Annotated in this window: 18 protein-coding genes and 2 pseudogenes; 8 read left to right on the plus strand and 12 right to left on the minus strand. The window is 43.9% G+C overall.

Annotation, left to right across the window (positions count from 1 at the left end):
• Window positions 1–91 precede the first annotated feature (91 nt).
• A complete protein-coding gene (gene alsR, locus ACXN9U_RS16750; RefSeq protein WP_060964102.1) occupies window positions 92–1,000 on the plus strand; it encodes an acetoin biosynthesis transcriptional regulator AlsR in 909 nt (302 codons plus the stop codon).
• 196 nt (window positions 1,001–1,196) lie between these two features.
• Window positions 1,197–2,528, plus strand: coding sequence for an arsenic transporter (locus ACXN9U_RS16755; protein WP_060964101.1), 1,332 nt, complete (start codon window positions 1,197–1,199; stop codon window positions 2,526–2,528).
• Window positions 2,529–2,576: 48 nt separating this feature from the next.
• Here ACXN9U_RS16755 and ACXN9U_RS16760 read toward each other — a convergent pair whose 3' ends face one another.
• The 3 genes from ACXN9U_RS16760 to ACXN9U_RS16770 form a co-directional block, all read right to left on the minus strand.
• Window positions 2,577–3,251, minus strand: coding sequence for a hypothetical protein (locus tag ACXN9U_RS16760; RefSeq protein WP_060965101.1), 675 nt, complete (start codon window positions 3,249–3,251; stop codon window positions 2,577–2,579).
• Between the two features lie 41 nt (window positions 3,252–3,292).
• Window positions 3,293–4,153, minus strand: coding sequence for a hypothetical protein (locus tag ACXN9U_RS16765; protein WP_060964100.1), 861 nt, complete (start codon window positions 4,151–4,153; stop codon window positions 3,293–3,295).
• Between the two features lie 121 nt (window positions 4,154–4,274).
• Window positions 4,275–5,369, minus strand: a complete 1,095-nt coding sequence (locus ACXN9U_RS16770) for a CotH kinase family protein (RefSeq protein ID WP_060964099.1) — start codon at window positions 5,367–5,369, stop codon at window positions 4,275–4,277.
• A 140-nt stretch (window positions 5,370–5,509) separates the two neighbouring features.
• Between ACXN9U_RS16770 and ACXN9U_RS16775 the strand changes: the two are divergent.
• From ACXN9U_RS16775 to ACXN9U_RS16785, 3 genes and pseudogenes are all read left to right on the plus strand, one after another.
• A pseudogene (locus tag ACXN9U_RS16775) lies at window positions 5,510–6,098 on the plus strand (CotG/ExsB N-terminal domain-containing protein).
• 172 nt (window positions 6,099–6,270) lie between these two features.
• Window positions 6,271–6,891, plus strand: a complete 621-nt coding sequence (locus tag ACXN9U_RS16780) for a flavin reductase family protein (protein ID WP_342007135.1) — start codon at window positions 6,271–6,273, stop codon at window positions 6,889–6,891.
• 164 nt (window positions 6,892–7,055) lie between these two features.
• The gene (locus ACXN9U_RS16785) at window positions 7,056–7,391 is read left to right on the plus strand and encodes a hypothetical protein (protein ID WP_489201936.1); all 336 of its coding nucleotides are present in this window, start codon (window positions 7,056–7,058) and stop codon (window positions 7,389–7,391) included.
• Between the two features lie 7 nt (window positions 7,392–7,398).
• Here ACXN9U_RS16785 and ggt read toward each other — a convergent pair whose 3' ends face one another.
• Window positions 7,399–8,976: a gamma-glutamyltransferase gene (gene ggt / locus ACXN9U_RS16790; RefSeq protein WP_489201937.1), complete on the minus strand. Its 1,578-nt coding sequence runs from the start codon at window positions 8,974–8,976 to the stop codon at window positions 7,399–7,401.
• Between the two features lie 207 nt (window positions 8,977–9,183).
• Between ggt and chrS the strand changes: the two genes are divergently transcribed.
• The 3 genes from chrS to chrA are packed head-to-tail and all read left to right on the plus strand — an operon-like array spanning window position 9,184 to window position 10,797.
• Window positions 9,184–9,660, plus strand: a complete 477-nt coding sequence (gene chrS, locus ACXN9U_RS16795) for a chromate efflux transcriptional regulator ChrS (RefSeq protein WP_016937711.1) — start codon at window positions 9,184–9,186, stop codon at window positions 9,658–9,660.
• Window positions 9,661–9,673: 13 nt separating this feature from the next.
• Window positions 9,674–10,264 carry a chromate efflux transporter subunit ChrB gene (chrB, locus tag ACXN9U_RS16800; RefSeq protein WP_489201938.1) on the plus strand — a complete coding sequence of 197 codons (591 nt, stop codon included), beginning with the start codon at window positions 9,674–9,676 and terminating at the stop codon, window positions 10,262–10,264.
• On the plus strand, window positions 10,261–10,797 hold the full coding sequence (gene chrA / locus ACXN9U_RS16805; RefSeq protein WP_489201939.1) for a chromate resistance efflux protein ChrA: 537 nt from the start codon (window positions 10,261–10,263) through the stop codon (window positions 10,795–10,797). Before chrB ends, chrA begins: the two co-directional genes overlap by 4 nt.
• A 127-nt stretch (window positions 10,798–10,924) precedes the next feature.
• On the opposite strand, the gene ACXN9U_RS16810 is transcribed toward chrA, so the two are convergent.
• The 8 genes and pseudogenes from ACXN9U_RS16810 to ACXN9U_RS16845 all read right to left on the minus strand — a co-directional run bounded on the left by ACXN9U_RS16810 (window position 10,925) and on the right by ACXN9U_RS16845 (window position 16,884).
• A complete protein-coding gene (locus ACXN9U_RS16810; protein ID WP_489201940.1) occupies window positions 10,925–11,641 on the minus strand; it encodes an endonuclease V in 717 nt (238 codons plus the stop codon).
• A 410-nt stretch (window positions 11,642–12,051) separates the two neighbouring features.
• The gene (locus tag ACXN9U_RS16815) at window positions 12,052–12,528 is read right to left on the minus strand and encodes a toxin-antitoxin system YwqK family antitoxin (RefSeq protein WP_489201941.1); all 477 of its coding nucleotides are present in this window, start codon (window positions 12,526–12,528) and stop codon (window positions 12,052–12,054) included.
• A pseudogene (locus ACXN9U_RS16820) lies at window positions 12,512–13,471 on the minus strand (YwqJ-related putative deaminase); the annotation flags it as partial. The pseudogene ACXN9U_RS16820 and the gene ACXN9U_RS16815, both read right to left, overlap by 17 nt.
• Window positions 13,472–13,609: 138 nt before the next feature.
• On the minus strand, window positions 13,610–13,819 hold the full coding sequence (locus tag ACXN9U_RS16825; RefSeq protein ID WP_489201942.1) for a hypothetical protein: 210 nt from the start codon (window positions 13,817–13,819) through the stop codon (window positions 13,610–13,612).
• 13 nt (window positions 13,820–13,832) lie between these two features.
• Window positions 13,833–14,351, minus strand: coding sequence for a hypothetical protein (locus ACXN9U_RS16830; RefSeq protein ID WP_489201943.1), 519 nt, complete (start codon window positions 14,349–14,351; stop codon window positions 13,833–13,835).
• Window positions 14,352–14,358: 7 nt separating this feature from the next.
• A complete protein-coding gene (locus tag ACXN9U_RS16835) occupies window positions 14,359–16,170 on the minus strand; it encodes a ribonuclease YeeF family protein (protein WP_489201944.1) in 1,812 nt (603 codons plus the stop codon).
• 19 nt (window positions 16,171–16,189) lie between these two features.
• On the minus strand, window positions 16,190–16,450 hold the full coding sequence (locus tag ACXN9U_RS16840) for a YwqI/YxiC family protein (RefSeq protein WP_060964090.1): 261 nt from the start codon (window positions 16,448–16,450) through the stop codon (window positions 16,190–16,192).
• Window positions 16,450–16,884, minus strand: coding sequence for a DUF5082 family protein (locus ACXN9U_RS16845; RefSeq protein WP_049627551.1), 435 nt, complete (start codon window positions 16,882–16,884; stop codon window positions 16,450–16,452). The genes ACXN9U_RS16840 and ACXN9U_RS16845 overlap by 1 nt, the downstream gene beginning before the upstream one ends.
• Between the last annotated feature and the right edge of the window lie 222 nt (window positions 16,885–17,106).

Here is a 17,106-nt window from a genome sequence, read left to right on the forward strand (position 1 = left end):
TACACCCTTTGGAAATTGACCTCCAATATCAATTCGCCGTATGATTAATATGTTTCACGAATAATTAACAAAGGGAAAGGAATGGATAAGGATGGAGCTTCGCCATCTTCAATACTTTATTGCCGTCGCTGAAGAACTTCATTTCGGCAAAGCCGCGCTTCGGTTAAATATGACACAGCCGCCTCTCAGCCAGCAGATCAAACAGCTTGAGAAAGAAGTCGGCGTGACTTTATTAAAGCGTACGAAACGGGTTGTAGAGCTTTCAGCTGCCGGAGAAAGTTTTTTGAAACACAGCAGAAACGCGATCGAACAAATAGACAAAGCGATTGAAATGGCGCAGAGGACGGCGCGGGGAGAGCTCGGACGGCTTGTCGTCGGTTTTGTCGGCTCAGCCACATATGAATTTCTGCCGCCGATCATTCGGGAATTCCGCGAAAAATTCCCCTCCGTCAAGCTTGATCTGCGTGAAATTTCTTCTTTCAGACAGCAGGAAGAGCTTCTGAAGGGCAACATTGATATCGGCATCCTTCATCCGCCTTTACAGCATTCGGCTTTACATATGGAAAAGGTGCAGAGCAGTCCTTGCATTCTGGCCTTGCCGAAGCAGCACCCGCTTACCGCCAAAGAGACAATCGACATTGAGGATTTAGAAAATGAACCGATTATCACACTGGCGAAAGAAACATGGCCGACTTTATATCTGGAATTTGTAAACTATTGCGAGCAGGCGGGCTTTAAACCGAAAATTGTTCAGGAAGCGACGGAGTATCAAATGGTGATCGGATTGGTAAGCGCCGGAATCGGTGTAACCTTCGTGCCTTCTTCAGCTAAAAAGCTGTTTAATCTCGAAGTCGCCTATCGCGACATCAATCAGGTTCAGCTTACCGCCGATTGGGTCATCGCCTATCGCAAGGACAACCAAAACCCGATCCTGAAACATTTCTTGGAGATTATCAATAAACGCCAGGCTTTATTGCAGGCGGATAAGGAAAAAGTATAAAAAAGAGGACGCCGAGAAGCAGCCTCTTTTTTTTGTGCTTTTATGGAATTTTACTAAATTAGTAGAAACGCTCAGTACACCTTTCGGCCTGTACTCGTATACATACAGTACAACTGATCAGGAGGGATAAAAATAACGGGGCGGCAATGACCCATCCAAAAAGGAGGCAGAACACATTACACATATTAGCGTCATATTGACCCTGATTTCTTTCTTTGTGACCATTATTTTTATTTTTTGGAGACCCCGGGGATTAAATGAAGCCGTTCCGGCATCGCTGGGCGCCATTTTCGTTTTGTTATGCGGAACCGTTTCCTTTCATGATTTGGGAGATATAGGGTCTAAAGTCACCGGAGCATCGATCACCATTATTTCCACAATGATTATGGCGATCGCGCTCGAAAGCTTCGGTTTTTTTAATTGGGCGGCAGCCAAGCTGCTCCATCGCGCCAGAGGATCAGGCATCCGGCTGTTTTGGCTGACCAACCTGCTTTGTTTTTCAATGACGCTCTTTCTGAATAATGACGGCAGCGTCTTAATCACCACTCCTATTTTACTGTTGGTATTAAAGTATCTCGGACTTAAAAAACATCATAAAACGCCCTATTTAATCAGCGGCGTCTTAATCGCGACGGCAGCAAGCACTCCTATCGGCGTCAGTAATATCGTCAATTTAATTTCTCTCAAAATGATAGGCATGGACCTTTATTTGTACACCAATATGATGTTTATCCCCGGCACGCTGGGGCTCGTGTTTATGGCCTTTCTGCTGTTTGCTGTTTTTTACCGCCGCTTGCCGAAACAGCTCCCCGATATTCCGGTTCATTTTGATTCACTGGAACATAAAAGATATCATCCGCTCCTGCCTCCGCCAGATCAGGCCCAAAACAGCCGTACGAAAATCATGTTTTGTGTTTTGGCGTTTGTATTGTTAGTGCGGGTCAGTCTGTTTGCCGCTTCATACAGCGGCATATCCGTTTCACTTGTGGCAGTCATCAGTTCAGTCATCCTGCTTGCCTGGAGATGGTTTCATTTGAAAATCAGTCCGGCAGACTTATTAAGGAAAGCGCCCTGGCATATCTTTGTTTTTGCCTTCACGATGTACATTATCATCTACGGACTGCATAATATCGGACTGACCGCATTGCTTGTTCAGTATATTGAGCCTTATGTCTCACAAAGCATTGCCCACGCGGCATCTATTATGGGTATTGCTACATCCGTCCTCTCTAATTTGTTTAATAACCATCCTGCCCTAATGATCAGCACCTTGACATTAACTGAAATGTCAATTGACCCATTAACCGTAAAAATCATTTATTTGGCTAATATTATCGGCAGTGATATCGGATCATTGCTTCTGCCGATCGGGACATTAGCCACACTGATCTGGATGCATATCATCAGACAGCACGGCGAAAAAGTCTCTTGGTCAGAATATATCAAAACGACCATTGTCGTTGTCCCTCTCACCGTTGTGTTTACCATTACCGTTTTATATGTTTGGATCAGCTGGATATATCTTTAGCACCGATGAAAAAAACTGCCTGCTGTATAAGAGAGGCAGTTTTATCATTTATGGGAGGTGCATGGTTTTTAAATGATTCAATTTCCAAAAGACCGTATCTCCGTCCGCATTGGTCAATTCAAGAATGTTATCTGAGACGTCCTGTAACAGCCCCACTTTATTCGGTATATCTCCTAAATCCAAAATAATCAATTTGCCGGTATATTTTTTTAATTGCTCCTCAAAATTCCGGACAAGGGGCACACTAGCGGGAACGACCGGCAGTTCTGAGCTGTTTAATGTATACGGCGTCTGCTCATCGGAATATGGTGTCAGCCATTTTAAATGATGCATTGAGATGAAAAGCGTCTTATAAACCGGAGAGAAGAAAACAAAATAATCGTTTAAAACACTTGTTACATACCCATGAATGGACCGGTCTCCCGTAACGAATATTTCTGTAAATCTGCCTTTTATATGCTGGAGGGTATTCCGGTAAGAAAATGAATGTTCCTGTTTTTCAGGATGCGGACTTTCTTCTCTTGTGTACGGCCCTTTATTCTCATCATCCGGCACAGTTAAAGTCATCCGCTGCAGATGCAGCAGCGGGATATAAAGAAAGGTCCGGCCGTCATGGATCACAATGATATCATGACCGATATCCAAAAGAGTTCCTGAAAATGTTGTATTTCCCGATATCTCAATATCGACTTGTTTATCCAGAAATCTGCTTAACCCAGCCAATTCATCCTCCCCTCCCCCTCGTTTTCGGACAATCTTTCCGGTCATTTACGGCCGTGTTTCCACCGGTAATCTATTGTTCTTAATACAGTGGCGTAACTATAAGATTCATCTTTTTCCTGTTTTGAGGATCGTACGGACTTTGATGATCTTTTCGATTTTTTAGAGGAAGTCTGCTGCTCTTCATGTGATTCTTCTTCAGCGCACTCTTTCTCATCTTTATTCTCGTCTTTTTTGGCCGCTCCTTTTGCCCCTGCGCTGATGCTCTTGATATGAAAAGGGTAGATCCGCAGCACTTCTTTATCTTTCACAAGAGTATAGTGGCCGTCAGAATTATCCACAAGTATCCCTTCAACGGCTTCAGGACCCCCGCGATTGATTGAAACCCATTTGTGGATCAGGCGTTTAAATATGCCGTGAAAATCATCAGCCATTTCAAATTCCGGGCGCTCCTCCTCTTGGCCGTCCTCTTCTTGTTCGGCGCTGATGCTTTTGACATGGTCGGCGTTAAAATAGACGATTCCGTCATCTTCTGTTTCCAGCACGAGAAAATCATCCCCTGTTTCGTGAAGCTTTCCTCTTTTCGATTCCGGACCTCCCTGATTCAATTGCACCGTGCGATTGGTCATCCTGCTGATCAAGTCTTGAAAATCATCAGCTTTCTCGCATTCTGCCGGCTCAACCGGCGATAAGGTCTCACTCGTATTTTCCGTTACGCTTTTCACGTGCTTCCATTGATAGTAAACGATTTTATTATCAACCTGAAGAGCGATATAATCCGATTGAATGTCTGCCAATCTTCCTGTCTTGGACTCCGGGCCTCCCCGATAGACTGTAATCACTTTTCCTTCCATCGCATGCAGAAAGTTGTCATCAGACCGATGCCGATTCGTATTGCGTTTCATCTATTGTCCTCCTAGTCATATTTCTCATTAATTTCAAACATAATGCATATATACGTATCCCGATTCTTTTCGGGAACTGGTTCACCAGCCTATTTGTAAAAAATCTTTCTTCCTTCCCAAATCAGATATTCCACTGCTCTAACTCGCTGCTGATGAAAGCAGACCGTTCCTTAATGTACTCGCAAATCACATCAGGCTCCCGATCAAAGCGTTCAAGCTCATCTTTTTTATAAGGATCCTTCGCGACATGCGGCCTGATTTGCTCATACAGCGACATGACCTTCGGCTTCATATGTTCAATGGTAAACCGGGTCTGAAGCGTCTCTTTCAAAAGCTGTTTGTACGCTTTGCGGAAATACGGTTCATCCAGAAGTCTTGCAGTCAAGGTATTAAATCCTTGTATTCTGACATAATCAGCATCCATCCGGTCACCGTGAATATCTCTTCCCCACGTCGCATCGTAATCCCACGGAATGACTTCAAAAAGTCCCGTTTCATGGCTGCGGTACAAGGCGTAATTATGAACAAACCCATCGTAGTTTGAGGTAAACACGATGCCCGCAAGCCACCGCAAATACTTATCCGCGTCCAAGTGTTTGACAATCTCCCTCTTGAACTCTGACTTCGGCACGGTATTAATTTTATAAATCATATCCTGCAGATAAAAATCGTCTTCTTTCGTTCCCGTTTTCTTTTCATAGCCAAGTTCGAGCGATGTTTTCGTGTCCCGCTCCAAATCACTGACGAGGGAGAAATTTGCATCATCATCCACCGCGTAAAAAACAGCGCCGTCAGCCAGGTTCCGTTTCGCCAGAAAATATTCATCCACTGACTCCAGCTCAAGGTACACACCCTCATATTTGCCGTTGATCTGCAAGGATACGAAATTCGCCTTTGGTGACAGCGTTCCAAGCTCCGCGAAGAAATCGAGAGACAGCTTATTCCGCATCATCGACGGATCTTTGTACTCGGCGTTTAAATGTATTTCTTTAGCCCTGCGAAATGTTTTCGGCGAATAAAAAGTGACGTGATACGATTTTTTCTTAAAGTCTCTTATATGAGAGCCGCGGTACGCCAGATCAATGTCAAGCCGTTTTTGATTCACTCTCAGCACCGCGGGCACCGGATCATCATCCCAAATGTCTTTTTTCAGCTCCAACAAGTCCTTCGGGTGAATAAACAGCTGGTATAAAGGCAATGCTGATTGGTCTTTCACCTGAAAACCTCCTTGTATTAATTTAGGCTGTGCTTTTTCGATAAAACTCAGCGGAACACACATACACTTTTTTTATCCATGCGTACTATGTGGTAGTAAGGATCGCATCCTTAAAACATATATCAAGAGGAGGTTTCAAAATGGGCCACTATTCCCATTCTGATATCGAAGAAGCAGTAAAATCCGCAAGCACCGAGGGATTGAAAGATTATTTGTACCAAGAACCAAAAAGCAGTAAGAAAAGAAAGTCCCGCAAAAATAAAAAATCTCGCAGCCATAAAAAATCATGCCGCTCTCACAAAAAATCTCGCAGCGATAAAAAATCACGTTCTCACAAAAGATCCCGCAGTCACAAGAAATCACGTTCTCACAAAAGATCCCGCAGCCATAAAAAATCGCGTTCTCACAAAAGATCCCGCAGCCATAAAAAATCACGTTCCCACAAAAAATCTCGCAGCGATAAAAAATCACGTTCTCACAAAAAATCTCGCAGCCGTAAAAAATCGTGCCGTTCTCACAAAAAATCACGCAGTCAGAAAAAATCGTGCCGTTCTCACAAAAAATCACGCAGTCAGAAAAAAATCGTGCCGCCGCAAGAAAAAACGCACTCAGAAAAAACCTTACCGTTCTACTAAAAAACCAAGCCATAAAAAAGACGATTACTGCACCAAAACAGAGTACTGGAAAGACGGAAATGTCTGGGTTGTAAAGAAAAACTATAAGAAGTAATCCCCCAACAACCTAATATCACTTGTAAATAGGCTGCCGGCTAAACGGAAGCCTTTTTCCTCAAACAGATATATGCCACGAAATAAGATATGCATCCGGGTTTCTTTTGTTGTGCTTCCGAATTTTCTTTCGGTATAATCAGGTCATACGAAAAAGAAAGGCGGCTGACATGATGCATATCTTACGAGCAGACGAATTAAACGCGAAAGATACCTACAAATTGCTTTCGGGCACAGTAGTTCCCCGGCCGATTGCATTTGTCACTACGCGTTCATCTATCAACGGCGCCGTAAACGCGGCGCCCTTCAGTTTTTATAACGTTGTCTCCGCAGATCCGCCGCTTCTTGCCATTTCTGTAAACCGCGCGGAGGGACAGCAGAAAGACACTGCGAGAAACATCATCGCTCATCAGGAATTCGTCGTGCATGTCAGTGATGAGTCCATCATTGAAGATATTAACAAAACGGCAGCAAGGCTTGGCCCTGATGTCAGCGAGCTTGACATGACAGACCTTTCCGTGACAGACAGCACCTGCATCAGCGTTCCCGGTATAAAAGAAGCGAAGGTCAGATTTGAATGTATACTCGAACGCCACCTTCCGTTCCAAAATGACGGCGGGGAAACGACGACAGATCTCATCATCGGCAGAGTCGTTTGTTTTCATTTGAATGATCAAGTATATGATGCCGATAAAGGCTACATACGGACCGATGAACTGCAGCCGGCGGCGAGGCTCGCGGGGAATGAATACGCCAGACTCGGGAAGACATATACGCTTGTCCGCCCGACCTGAAACAGGAACCTTTATAATAGAAGAAACTAGTCAAAAAGACCCCTTTCGAAAGGGGTCTTTTTGAGTCTTTTACCATTTAACTCAGCCTAATGTCTTGTAGAATGCTGAAACTTACAAGGTCCTCACCCGTATGAAACGAGTGACACATTTTTAGGGGGCAGACGATGGATTTCATTCAGTTACTGATTTTTTCAGCCGTATTTATTTTGCTCAGCCTTATGTTTCACGTATTTGCCGTCAAAGTTCTCCATTTGCCAAAGCCTGTTAAAAAGCAGAAACCGATAAACAGCACACATCGATTAATCGAAATCACACTGCTTATTTCAGGCATCGCAGCGGTGTCATTATTCGATGAAATGTACGTATTTGCGGGAGCTGTTTCCATGCTTTTTTGCTGCAGTGGCTTAATGGAGCGGCGGGAGAAAAAGCAATATGTGTACGATTCGTTTTACGCGGGTTTATCTGCCGCGCTTGGCGTGCTTATTTTTTTCATCCGTTAGCGTAGCTCTATACTCCTGCGGCCGCTCCGTCTCCGCGCGGGTCGGCACCGCCTTGGAGAAAACCTTCGTCATCAATGACGATCGCTGCCGCGTGTCCCATGATCCGGTCAAAATCGCTAACCGTCTCGACGCGGTGGCCGCTTCGCTTTAATGCTTCTCTCGTTTCACGGCTGATCCGGCTTTCGACCCTCAGCCCTTCATACGCCTCTCCCCATGTCCGTCCCCACACCCAGCGCGGCTCACTGACCGCCTGCTGCGGGTCCATGTTGTAATCAATGATGCGTGTAATCAGCGCCGTCTGAGTTTGCGGCTGGCCTTCTCCTCCCTGGGTGCCGTACAGGATGTGCGGCTTCCCTTCTTTACAGGCCATCGCCGGCATGAGGGTGTGGAAGGTTCGTTTGCCGGGTTCGAGCGTATTGACATGAGATTCATCCAGCGAAAAAAATGACCCGCGGTTTTGCAGCAGAATGCCCGTCTCCCCCGCCGTAACGGCTGACCCGAACTCAAAATAAAGGCTCTGTATAAAGGAAACGGCATTTCCTTCCGCATCTCTGACGGCGGCATAAGCAGTGTCGCTTCCGACCGGACGGCTTACCGCCGGCGCAGCCGTGTAACCGATTTCTTCCGCCAACTGCTTTGCATACTGTTTATCCAGTAACCGATCCAGCGGAATATGAGAAAACGCCGGATCAGTCAGCACTTCATTCCGATGCTGAAAACTCTTTTTCAGCGCTTCGATCAGCAGATGATAATATTCAAAGGAGCCGTGTTCGATCTTAGAAAAATCATAGTTTTCCAATATATTAAGCGTCATTAAGCCTGTAAACCCCTGTGAATTCGGGGGAGCCTGATAGATGCGGTACCCGCGGTAATCTGAGGATACCGGGTCCGACCACTCGCCGCGATGAGCTTTGAAGTCATCAAGCGTCAGACGGCCGCCGTTATTTTGCAGAAATGATGTGATGCTTTGGGCGATATCCCCTTCGTAAAAAGCGCTCCTGCCTTTTTCGGCAAGCTGCTCCAAGCTGGCCGCCAGATCCTTCTGGACAAACCGCTCGCCGGGCATGGGCGCTTTTTTGTTTCTCGTAAAAATGGCTGAGGTATAAGGTGTTGAGGCTAAAAGAGCGAGATTTCGTTCTGTGTGGGCGCACTGGTCGGCGGACACCGGGAATCCGTCTGCCGCATAATCAAGGGCGGGCTTCAGCACCTCAGCGAGCGAAAGACGCCCGTACGCCGAAAGCACGGCATCCCAGCTGTCCGCCATTCCCGGAACGGTAATGGCGCTTTCTGTACCGCGCATCGGTATCGCTTCTCTGCCTCGATACAAGTCTCTCGTCACATGTTTTCCTGAGCGGCCGCTCCCGTTGTAAGCTTTGATTCGGCCCGTTTCTTGATGGTAAGTAAGCCAAAATGAATCTCCGCCAAGCCCCGTCATATGCGGATACACGACTGCCAGGCAGGCGCTGACCGCCACCGCTGCATCAAACGCGTTTCCGCCCTTTTCAAGAATGCCGGCCCCCGCCTGGGAAGCAAGATAATGCGGACTGACGACCATTTGTTTCGTTCCGATGGTAGAAGTATTCATGGCAAGCCCCTTTACAAATTTTCTCAAGTATAAAAAGCAGCACCGACAGCATCCACTTTTCTGAGAGAAAATCTCACACACTATTTTCTTTTCGATAAGAAAAAATCAATATTTATTACGTAACGAAAACAATTAAAAAATTTATCCTTCATACCGTAAGATTTCATGATACAATAATGTCTACCAGATGAAGGAAGGTGAAGCCGATTGGAACATGAGTACAGCATTCCGAACCTTGTACTTGATGAAACGGATAAACATATTCTCTCGATTTTGCACGAGGAAGGGAGGATTTCCTATACAGACTTAGGAAAGCGGGTTAATCTGTCGCGTGTGGCGGTTCAGCACCGCATCCAGCATTTAATGGATGCCGGCGTAATTGAAAAATTCACCGCTGTTATCAACCCGGCGAAAATCGGCCGCCATGTGTCCGTGTTTTTTAATGTCGAAGTGGAGCCGCAGTATTTGGAGGAAACAGCGTTAAAGCTTGAAAAGGAGCCGGCCGTGACAAGCCTTTATCACATGACTGGCCCGAGCAAGCTGCATATGCACGGCATTTTCGCAAATGATCAGGAGATGGAAGAGTTTTTGACAAAACGGCTCTATACGCAAAAAGGCGTCGTCAGCGTCGATTGCCAAATGCTGATTAAGCGGTATAAAAGCAGAATGGGCATGAAGCTGTAAGGAGGACACGGCAATGAAAAACCCCTATTGGGACATTACGGCGGCAATGGTGCGAACAGGCATTCTCGGATTCGGTGGCGGCCCGTCCGTGATTCCGCTCATCCGCCATGAAGCCGTCAATAAATACAAATGGATTGATGATGATGAATTCGGAGAAATATTAGCGATCGCAAATGCGCTTCCCGGACCGATTGCCACAAAAATGGCCGCGTACTTGGGCTTTAAGCTGAAAGGCACGTTAGGCGCAATCTTGGCAACCCTCGCCCACATTCTGCCTACATGCCTTGCTATGGTAGGCTTGTTTGCCGCTGTTAATGTGTTAAGCCATTCAGCGGTTGTTGCCGGCATGATTGGCGCCGTCACGCCGGTGATCGCCGTCATGCTCGGCATTATGGCGTACGAGTTTGGCCAAAAAGCGCTAAAAGGTTTCGGCTGGGTCACCGGCATCCTGTTTTTTATCATCGCTTTTATCGGTCTGCAAACGCTGCAGATCAGTCCCGGCTTTGTCATTATTATTTTCTTAGCATACGGCGCGTTTCATTTTAAATTGAAAGACAAAATCACAAATAAACGTTCAAAAGATAAAGGAATGTCAGCTTCATGATAATGATCTATTTATTTATGGCGTTTTTTATTGCAAATGTACTCGGATATGGCGGCGGCCCTGCGTCTATCCCGCTCATGTTTGAAGAAGTCGTCAACAGATACAGTTGGCTCTCAAACGATCAATTCTCAAACATGCTCGCCCTTGCGAACGCATTACCCGGCCCGATCGCCACTAAAATCGCCGCGTATGTAGGCTACAGCGCAGGCGGATGGCCCGGCTTCCTGATTGCGCTGATCGCCACCGTCGTACCGTCAGCACTCGCATTGATCGTGCTGCTTCGCATCATTCAGCGCTTCCGCCAATCACCCGTCATCAAAGGCATGACGCTGTCCGTCCAGCCCGTCATCGCCGTCATGATGCTCATTCTTACGTGGCAAATCGGCGCAGACGGCATCAAAGCGATCGGCTGGATTCAATCACTAGTCATTGCGGGGATTTCCCTCCTTGCCCTGACAAAATTCAAGATGCATCCGGCCTTTCTGATTATCGCGGCGTTTTTGTATGGAGGTCTTGTGGTTCCTCATCTGTAGAAAAAAGCACCTGGACAGGTGCTTTTTTATTTTGTCTTCGACATCTCCCGTTTCTTCTTCTGTGCTTAATTTGTACGACAAATGGCCTGATCAATAAAAAACACTTGCAGCTCCCGGACTGCAAGTGTCATACGTGATTTTTCCGATAAAACGTTCGCAAGACATGTGTTTCAAGGTCAGCCAGACGGACAGGGATGGGCAGTCTGCTTTCTCGATTGATCAGACTCATCGTGATTTGGTAGCTGCTTTCTAAATCAATGTCATGTCCGCAAGACAAGAAAATTGGCTTCACGTCCCGCCGCGTCCGCAGCGCCCGGCCATATACTTCGCCGTCAATGATAATATCGGTGTATGCGCCGATTTCATTTTCAGGCATCTCAAAATCGCAGCCTTTGATTTTGAGATAGGTTTTCGCAATCCCAATCGTCGGCTTCCCCAGAAAAAAAGCCGCATGGGTGGCAACGCCCATATGATTGTAATGCAGATACCCGTTACCATCAAACAAGAAGACATCCGGCTCCGTCTCCAGCTTTTTCGCCGCCTCGATGATCAAAGGCAGCTCGCGAAATGCAAGGAAACCGGCCACATACGGCACGCTGATTTTCCCCATGCTATGCACCTTTTCAATGACTTCTTTTGTATCAGCGTCAATCACGATGATACTGCACACCCCGTACGGTTCCCCGTCCTGCTCCCAATAGGCGAGGTCAACGCCTGCGCAGGTGTTGACGGAGTTTGGATGGATGACGGGGGATAGGTTGATTTTAGGTTGAAGGGATTGTTGTATTTTTATAAATTCTTCTTTTTTGTTTAGGTTGAAGTGGTGTATTTGTTCTATATGCATTAAAATCGCTCCCCCATTATTAATACTTTAACAAAGTTTAACGTACGTAATACACTGTATTCGCAAACTCATATACCTTCAAGTTTGGTATGACTGATACACGCCTTTCAAAGTTTGTACTTTCGTACCAATAAATCAATAATTCATTTAGCATCTCTTGATTTCTATTAAATGAGTACCTAAGATAAATCCCAATAACAAAAAAACTTGCGAACTATGTCGCAAGTTTTTACAGGCAGAGTTTTGAAGGATACTACCTGAAAAGAACTGCAATTATGATATATATGTTCATGAATTCTTAGTAAATACAAACAATATATAATCCCATTCCTTTTCTATGGTTAATGAGTGCAATCCTTAAACTTCAAACAGATCTTTTGTCACACATATAGTTCAATATCGAAATTTTATTATTCCCTGCCTAAGTTGCGATTTATCTCTCTTCTTTTTAATAAAGTGACATATTGCGCGTTTTCTTTATCTTGTTCTAATTCTTTTTCAATTATAAGTTTTCCATTTTCATCCCATTCTTTATAGCTCAATTTAACTGATAACTCAACTTCACTTGTTGATTTAACAATTCCGTTTTCATGCCAATAAATACTTTTTCCATTAACTAATCCATATTTAAAGTACTCTTCACATTTTATTTTTCCACTTTCATAAAACTCGCGATTTAAACCATGAGCTAATCCATCTTTATAGAAACAAAAATACATTAGATTCCCGTTTTCAAACAGCTCGAATGCTAACCCTGTAAAAGGTTTTCCACCTTCATCTTCTGGGTTATCAAGAATCTCGTCACTATATGAAGTAAACCACAATTCATCAAAATCCACACCATTTTCCAGGACAAAGTCCTTTGTATACTTATCCTTTTCTTCCATAATTAAGCACCTCTGGTATATAATGAGCTCCATCTGTAATGTATTCACAGTGTGGGCATCTTGGCATTGGGGACCCTTGGGGCATGAATTTATTAATTTTCCTTGCACTTATTACATATACCATAAATTCGTCTAGCTTTGCATCAGACCTTGACAATAATGCCTCATTTAAAGCATACACTTCAGCATGAGAGCCGGCACCCAAAGTTTTTTCATAACCTGTTTTTAAATCATGCGGCATATTGTTTATTCTATTTTTTATAATGTCATGTTGCACTTCAGGAGAGTAACCCTTAGATTCATTGATACCAAAGAAGTATTTACCAGTTTTCTTATCAAGAACACCAGCAAATGCAGGCCCTCTTTGCTTCTTCCCTACTCCTTTGCTAATCAATTTATTTAGTTCTTGATGTACTTCTCCTCTTAAATTAATTCTTTGGTGAAGTTCCTCTTTTGATATTTCACCGTATTTATTTCGTAAGTAATCAATTCGGCTAGGTTTTTGAGAAATATCCACCTTATTTGACTTAGGAATTGATACATTGTTATAAGGAGCATTAGCTTTTTGCAATTTATCAACATATCTAGCTGAACTAATTCCAACCAAACTCAACGCCGCTTCCAGTGCTCCTTGCTTCCGCTTCTCCTCAGACACTTTATTTCCGAACATATCTCTGCCTGTGACGGCTTCTGAGAAACCGTTTGAGGCGACGAGGCCGTATGCGCCCATTTCTGTCATTTTGAGAATGTCTAAGGATTTTCCGGTTTTATAGACGTCTAAAGCGTGTTCTGCGGCCATGACGGTTTTTCCGGTTTTGTAGATGGCTTTTCCGCCTTTGAAAGCGCGTCCCGCCCAGCCGACGACCGGTATGAACCCGGCGGCGGCCATCGCTCCCGCTGTGACGCGTTCTGCGGTGGAGAGTTTTTCTCCTGTGACAGGGTCGTAGTAAAGTCAAACAAGTTATTAGAAATTATAAAACAGAAAAAACATTTCATTTATAAAAAAACCTTGAAAGGCTTCAGTAGCCAATCAAGGTAGAAAATCAAACCAAACGAAGCATTTATTTGTTATTAATAATGCTTAAGATTTTTTAACTATACTATTAATTCCTTCGAATATAATATCTCTCATAACTTCATTATTACTTTTATAATTTCTTTCATTTCTAATTTTATTAAAAACCTGCTCTATAACTCCATCAATCATTATTGTTAATCCTTCTATATCCTCTTCACTGCCCTCCTTTTTAAAATTTTCATTTAATATTACCAAGCTATCATCTTTTGACATTTTATTTTCTCCTTTACTCTCTTTCTTTCTCAATAAAAATTTTGTCTATATAATTAACATCATCAAAAATCCAGTATCTATCCTCTTCAGGAATATAACTAGTAAAGTCTTCACGAACCCCTGTCCAATTATTAGGAACATAATTTTCAAAAGGCAATAACTCAGGATACAGTGAAAGAAGTTTTTTTTGATTAAAGTCTATATATAATGATGGTCTCAATTCAAGAATAGTACTTTCATAATCCTGATGTTCAACTAACTTTTTTAATTCTGAAGACGGGATAATATAATCAGTATATTCTTTTAAATATAGACGATAATTCTCTTCATTTACAACTGAAATGTTGTTTCTTAGAGAAAGAGCAAAGTCCATATCAAAACTAAATCCATTCTTTTCATAAGCTTCTTTATATTTCACGATATCCAGTATCCATACATCTCTTTCTGTTAGATACCATGAGAATTGAGAAGAAGTCTTTACCCCGACTATTATATTTTGGGCATACTTCGGTTTTAATAACAACGAAAACACCACTTTCTCATTCTATTTTTTTGGCAGAATGCCCATATTCCTCTAACCACTCTATCCATGGTTCCGCCGGAAGTTCGTAACTAACTCCTGGTGTCGTAGGATCAACAAGTTTGGGAGCAGTTCTCCCCTGGTTACGAGGATTTTTAGTATATCCATACTGATCAATTACTGTCTCCTTAATTAAATCATCAACCTCTTTAGGTACCTTAAATTCTACAATTTCTCCGCCTGGTCTTGCTACATCCCGATAATATTTAGCGTGTTCTAAATTGTAAGCACTTATGTTTAAATCAGCATTTTTAATAGGAATAGTAATGCTTCCATCACTATTTACTTTAATTCTATACTGACTTGTTTTATTTCCTGCTCCTCCTCCTTGAACTCTGTAATAACTTACTGATTGTTCAATAGGATCGACAGCTTTTTTACTTGATTCTAAATTATCGTTATTTACTTTCTTCGTATATAATTGTTTTTTCTCTGGCTTTAAATCAAATTTATGGCCAGTCGTAGTAACAATCTGTTCTTTGATTATATGATCACTTTGCTTAATTTTAGAAAAAGAATAACTCTTGTCAAGATTTCTTCCTATCGATAGCGTGTTGTCAATAGACTTCGCCAATACACCGGCTCCAACCAAACTCAATGCCGCTTCCAGTGCTCCTTGCTTCCGCTTCTCCTCAGACACTTTATTTCCGAACATATCTCTGCCTGTGACGGCTTCTGAGAAACCGTTTGAGGCGACGAGGCCGTATGCGCCCATTTCTGTCATTTTGAGAATGTCTAAGGATTTTCCGGTTTTATAGACGTCTAAAGCGTGTTCTGCGGCCATGACGGTTTTTCCGGTTTTGTAGATGGCTTTTCCGCCTTTGAAAGCGCGTCCCGCCCAGCCGACGACCGGTATGAATCCGGCGGCGGCCATCGCTCCCGCTGTGACGCGTTCTGCGGTGGAGAGTTTTTCTCCGGTCACCGGATCGACGCCTTCGGCTGCTCTTTTATAATCATAATAGCCAGTGACTTCTCCGGTAAAGTTGCAGATACCGTCCCATGTTTTCTCGTACCATGGTTTATTGGCTGCTTCTTCAGCCTTTTCCTGAAGCCGTCTTGCTTCGGCCTGCTGGGCTTTTGCATCAATATAGTCCGTTCCCTGCTTTTCTGCTTCAATGACGCTTTTGTAGATTTCATTGCTGTGGAAGGCTTTTTTGTCATAGTACATAGGGGATGCGCTTTTCCCGTTGCTGGTGGCTTGCATGAGAACGGAATATTTGCTGAGAACCGCGTTGTCCAGAGATTCTAAATTTTGATATTCAGTGGTCAGGGATTCATCAAGCTTATCGACTGCCGTGATCGTGTCACGTCTGGTTTTCTGGGCATCGCCCATTTTATCTGCGTAATCATCAAGCGTATACGTATCGAGATGAATAATATCGCTGATGCCTGACAAAATGGAGTCGATTTCGGCTTTATGGGCGGAGACAATCTCTGAAGCTTTCAAGTCCGCGTTGGGCAGCTCATGCTCCAAAAACGAAGTCTCCACATATGAATCGCTGAGTTCTTGATCTTTAATATCACCTGAAATGCCGTTTAAAAACGCAATTTGCGCAGAAACAAGCGTCAGCCAGCTTTCGGCGATTTCCGCTTGTCCCTGAAAGAAATCCTTTATATTGTCTGCGCCTTTCCCTTTCAAAGCATCACCCAGATCAGCCATGCCTTGAAAGGCTTTTTTGAGCGCATTCAGCTGTTCTTCAAGACCTTCGTATTGTTTCTTTCTCTTGTCTGCTTCATCCGTTAACGATTGTGTTTCAAACACTTTGCTCATCGGCAAGTCCTTTCTTTCGTTATTTTACGGCGATCGCCTCGTCCTGTTCTTTCAGGGAATCTACGTTGTCTTTTACGTCCGCGATGTTCTTATGAACGGCTTGCTTATATTCGCTGATCATGGATACAAGCTTTGCCTCGCGGGAGTGGTACTTGGAGGTATAGTCAAGCTTGTTTTTCCCGGTTGAACCCGCATTCCCGATCGAAACGGCCTCCAGCGCGCTGCTGACGGATTCAAGCTGTTTCATGACGGCTCCGTATTTGAGTTTTATTTCTGTCATTAAAACCAACTCCAGCTTCTTTTGATTGATTGTATTTTGTCTCCCACGGCGTCAAGGGCTTCTTCACCAAGCGTCAGCAGGTGCTCTGCTTCTCTGGCGATGCTTCTGGCGGCAAGGAGCCCTCCTTTTTCAATTTCAAGCTGTGTCATCTTTAAGCCGATCCGATAAATATACCCGTCGTATTTGTCTGTAACGATTCTGTATGCCTCTGTATGGGCCTGATCGCGCCGCTCATCAAATTCCTCAGCGAAAGTGCCGGTCCAATGATGATCCAGATGCGGTCTGAGGATGTCTTTGATTTCAGACATGCCCTCTTCCTGCAGAGATTCTATATCTCTCTTCGCTTCTTTTAATTTATCAATTTGGTGTTCGATCTCGCCCAGTTTATGGCTGATTGTGCTGTTAATATGGCTTAATGTGCTTGAATGGCTCATCTGTTTTCACCTCGTCTTACGCAAAAAGTCGTACAAAAAGCACAGACTTTTCCATACTATATTTCCATATATTATATTTTAAAATAGACAGAAAGCGGCTTAAATAGGTTAAACGGCTTATTTTCATCAGCCGAGGTGCTCTTCACCAACGCCAAAAGACTCATGAAACCGGCACGTTCATTCACAGATCTCCTCTATATATCCATGATAAATTCCCTAAAA

The organism is Bacillus sp. BACIII (assembly GCF_057836745.1).

What these genes read in the sequence shown, in the direction of transcription:
- alsR (WP_060964102.1), top strand. Translation starts at nt 92, where the DNA reads ATGGAGCTTCGCCATCTTCAATACTTTATTGCCGTCGCTGAAGAACTT.
- ACXN9U_RS16765 (WP_060964100.1), bottom strand. Translation starts at nt 4,153, where the DNA reads ATGAAACGCAATACGAATCGGCATCGGTCTGATGACAACTTTCTGCAT.
- ACXN9U_RS16780 (WP_342007135.1), top strand. Translation starts at nt 6,271, where the DNA reads ATGCATATCTTACGAGCAGACGAATTAAACGCGAAAGATACCTACAAA.
- ACXN9U_RS16785 (WP_489201936.1), top strand. Translation starts at nt 7,056, where the DNA reads ATGGATTTCATTCAGTTACTGATTTTTTCAGCCGTATTTATTTTGCTC.
- ggt (WP_489201937.1), bottom strand. Translation starts at nt 8,976, where the DNA reads ATGAATACTTCTACCATCGGAACGAAACAAATGGTCGTCAGTCCGCAT.
- chrB (WP_489201938.1), top strand. Translation starts at nt 9,674, where the DNA reads ATGAAAAACCCCTATTGGGACATTACGGCGGCAATGGTGCGAACAGGC.
- chrA (WP_489201939.1), top strand. Translation starts at nt 10,261, where the DNA reads ATGATAATGATCTATTTATTTATGGCGTTTTTTATTGCAAATGTACTC.
- ACXN9U_RS16810 (WP_489201940.1), bottom strand. Translation starts at nt 11,641, where the DNA reads ATGCATATAGAACAAATACACCACTTCAACCTAAACAAAAAAGAAGAA.
- ACXN9U_RS16815 (WP_489201941.1), bottom strand. Translation starts at nt 12,528, where the DNA reads ATGGAAGAAAAGGATAAGTATACAAAGGACTTTGTCCTGGAAAATGGT.
- ACXN9U_RS16825 (WP_489201942.1), bottom strand. Translation starts at nt 13,819, where the DNA reads ATGTCAAAAGATGATAGCTTGGTAATATTAAATGAAAATTTTAAAAAG.
- ACXN9U_RS16835 (WP_489201944.1), bottom strand. Translation starts at nt 16,170, where the DNA reads ATGAGCAAAGTGTTTGAAACACAATCGTTAACGGATGAAGCAGACAAG.
- ACXN9U_RS16840 (WP_060964090.1), bottom strand. Translation starts at nt 16,450, where the DNA reads ATGACAGAAATAAAACTCAAATACGGAGCCGTCATGAAACAGCTTGAA.
- ACXN9U_RS16845 (WP_049627551.1), bottom strand. Translation starts at nt 16,884, where the DNA reads ATGAGCCATTCAAGCACATTAAGCCATATTAACAGCACAATCAGCCAT.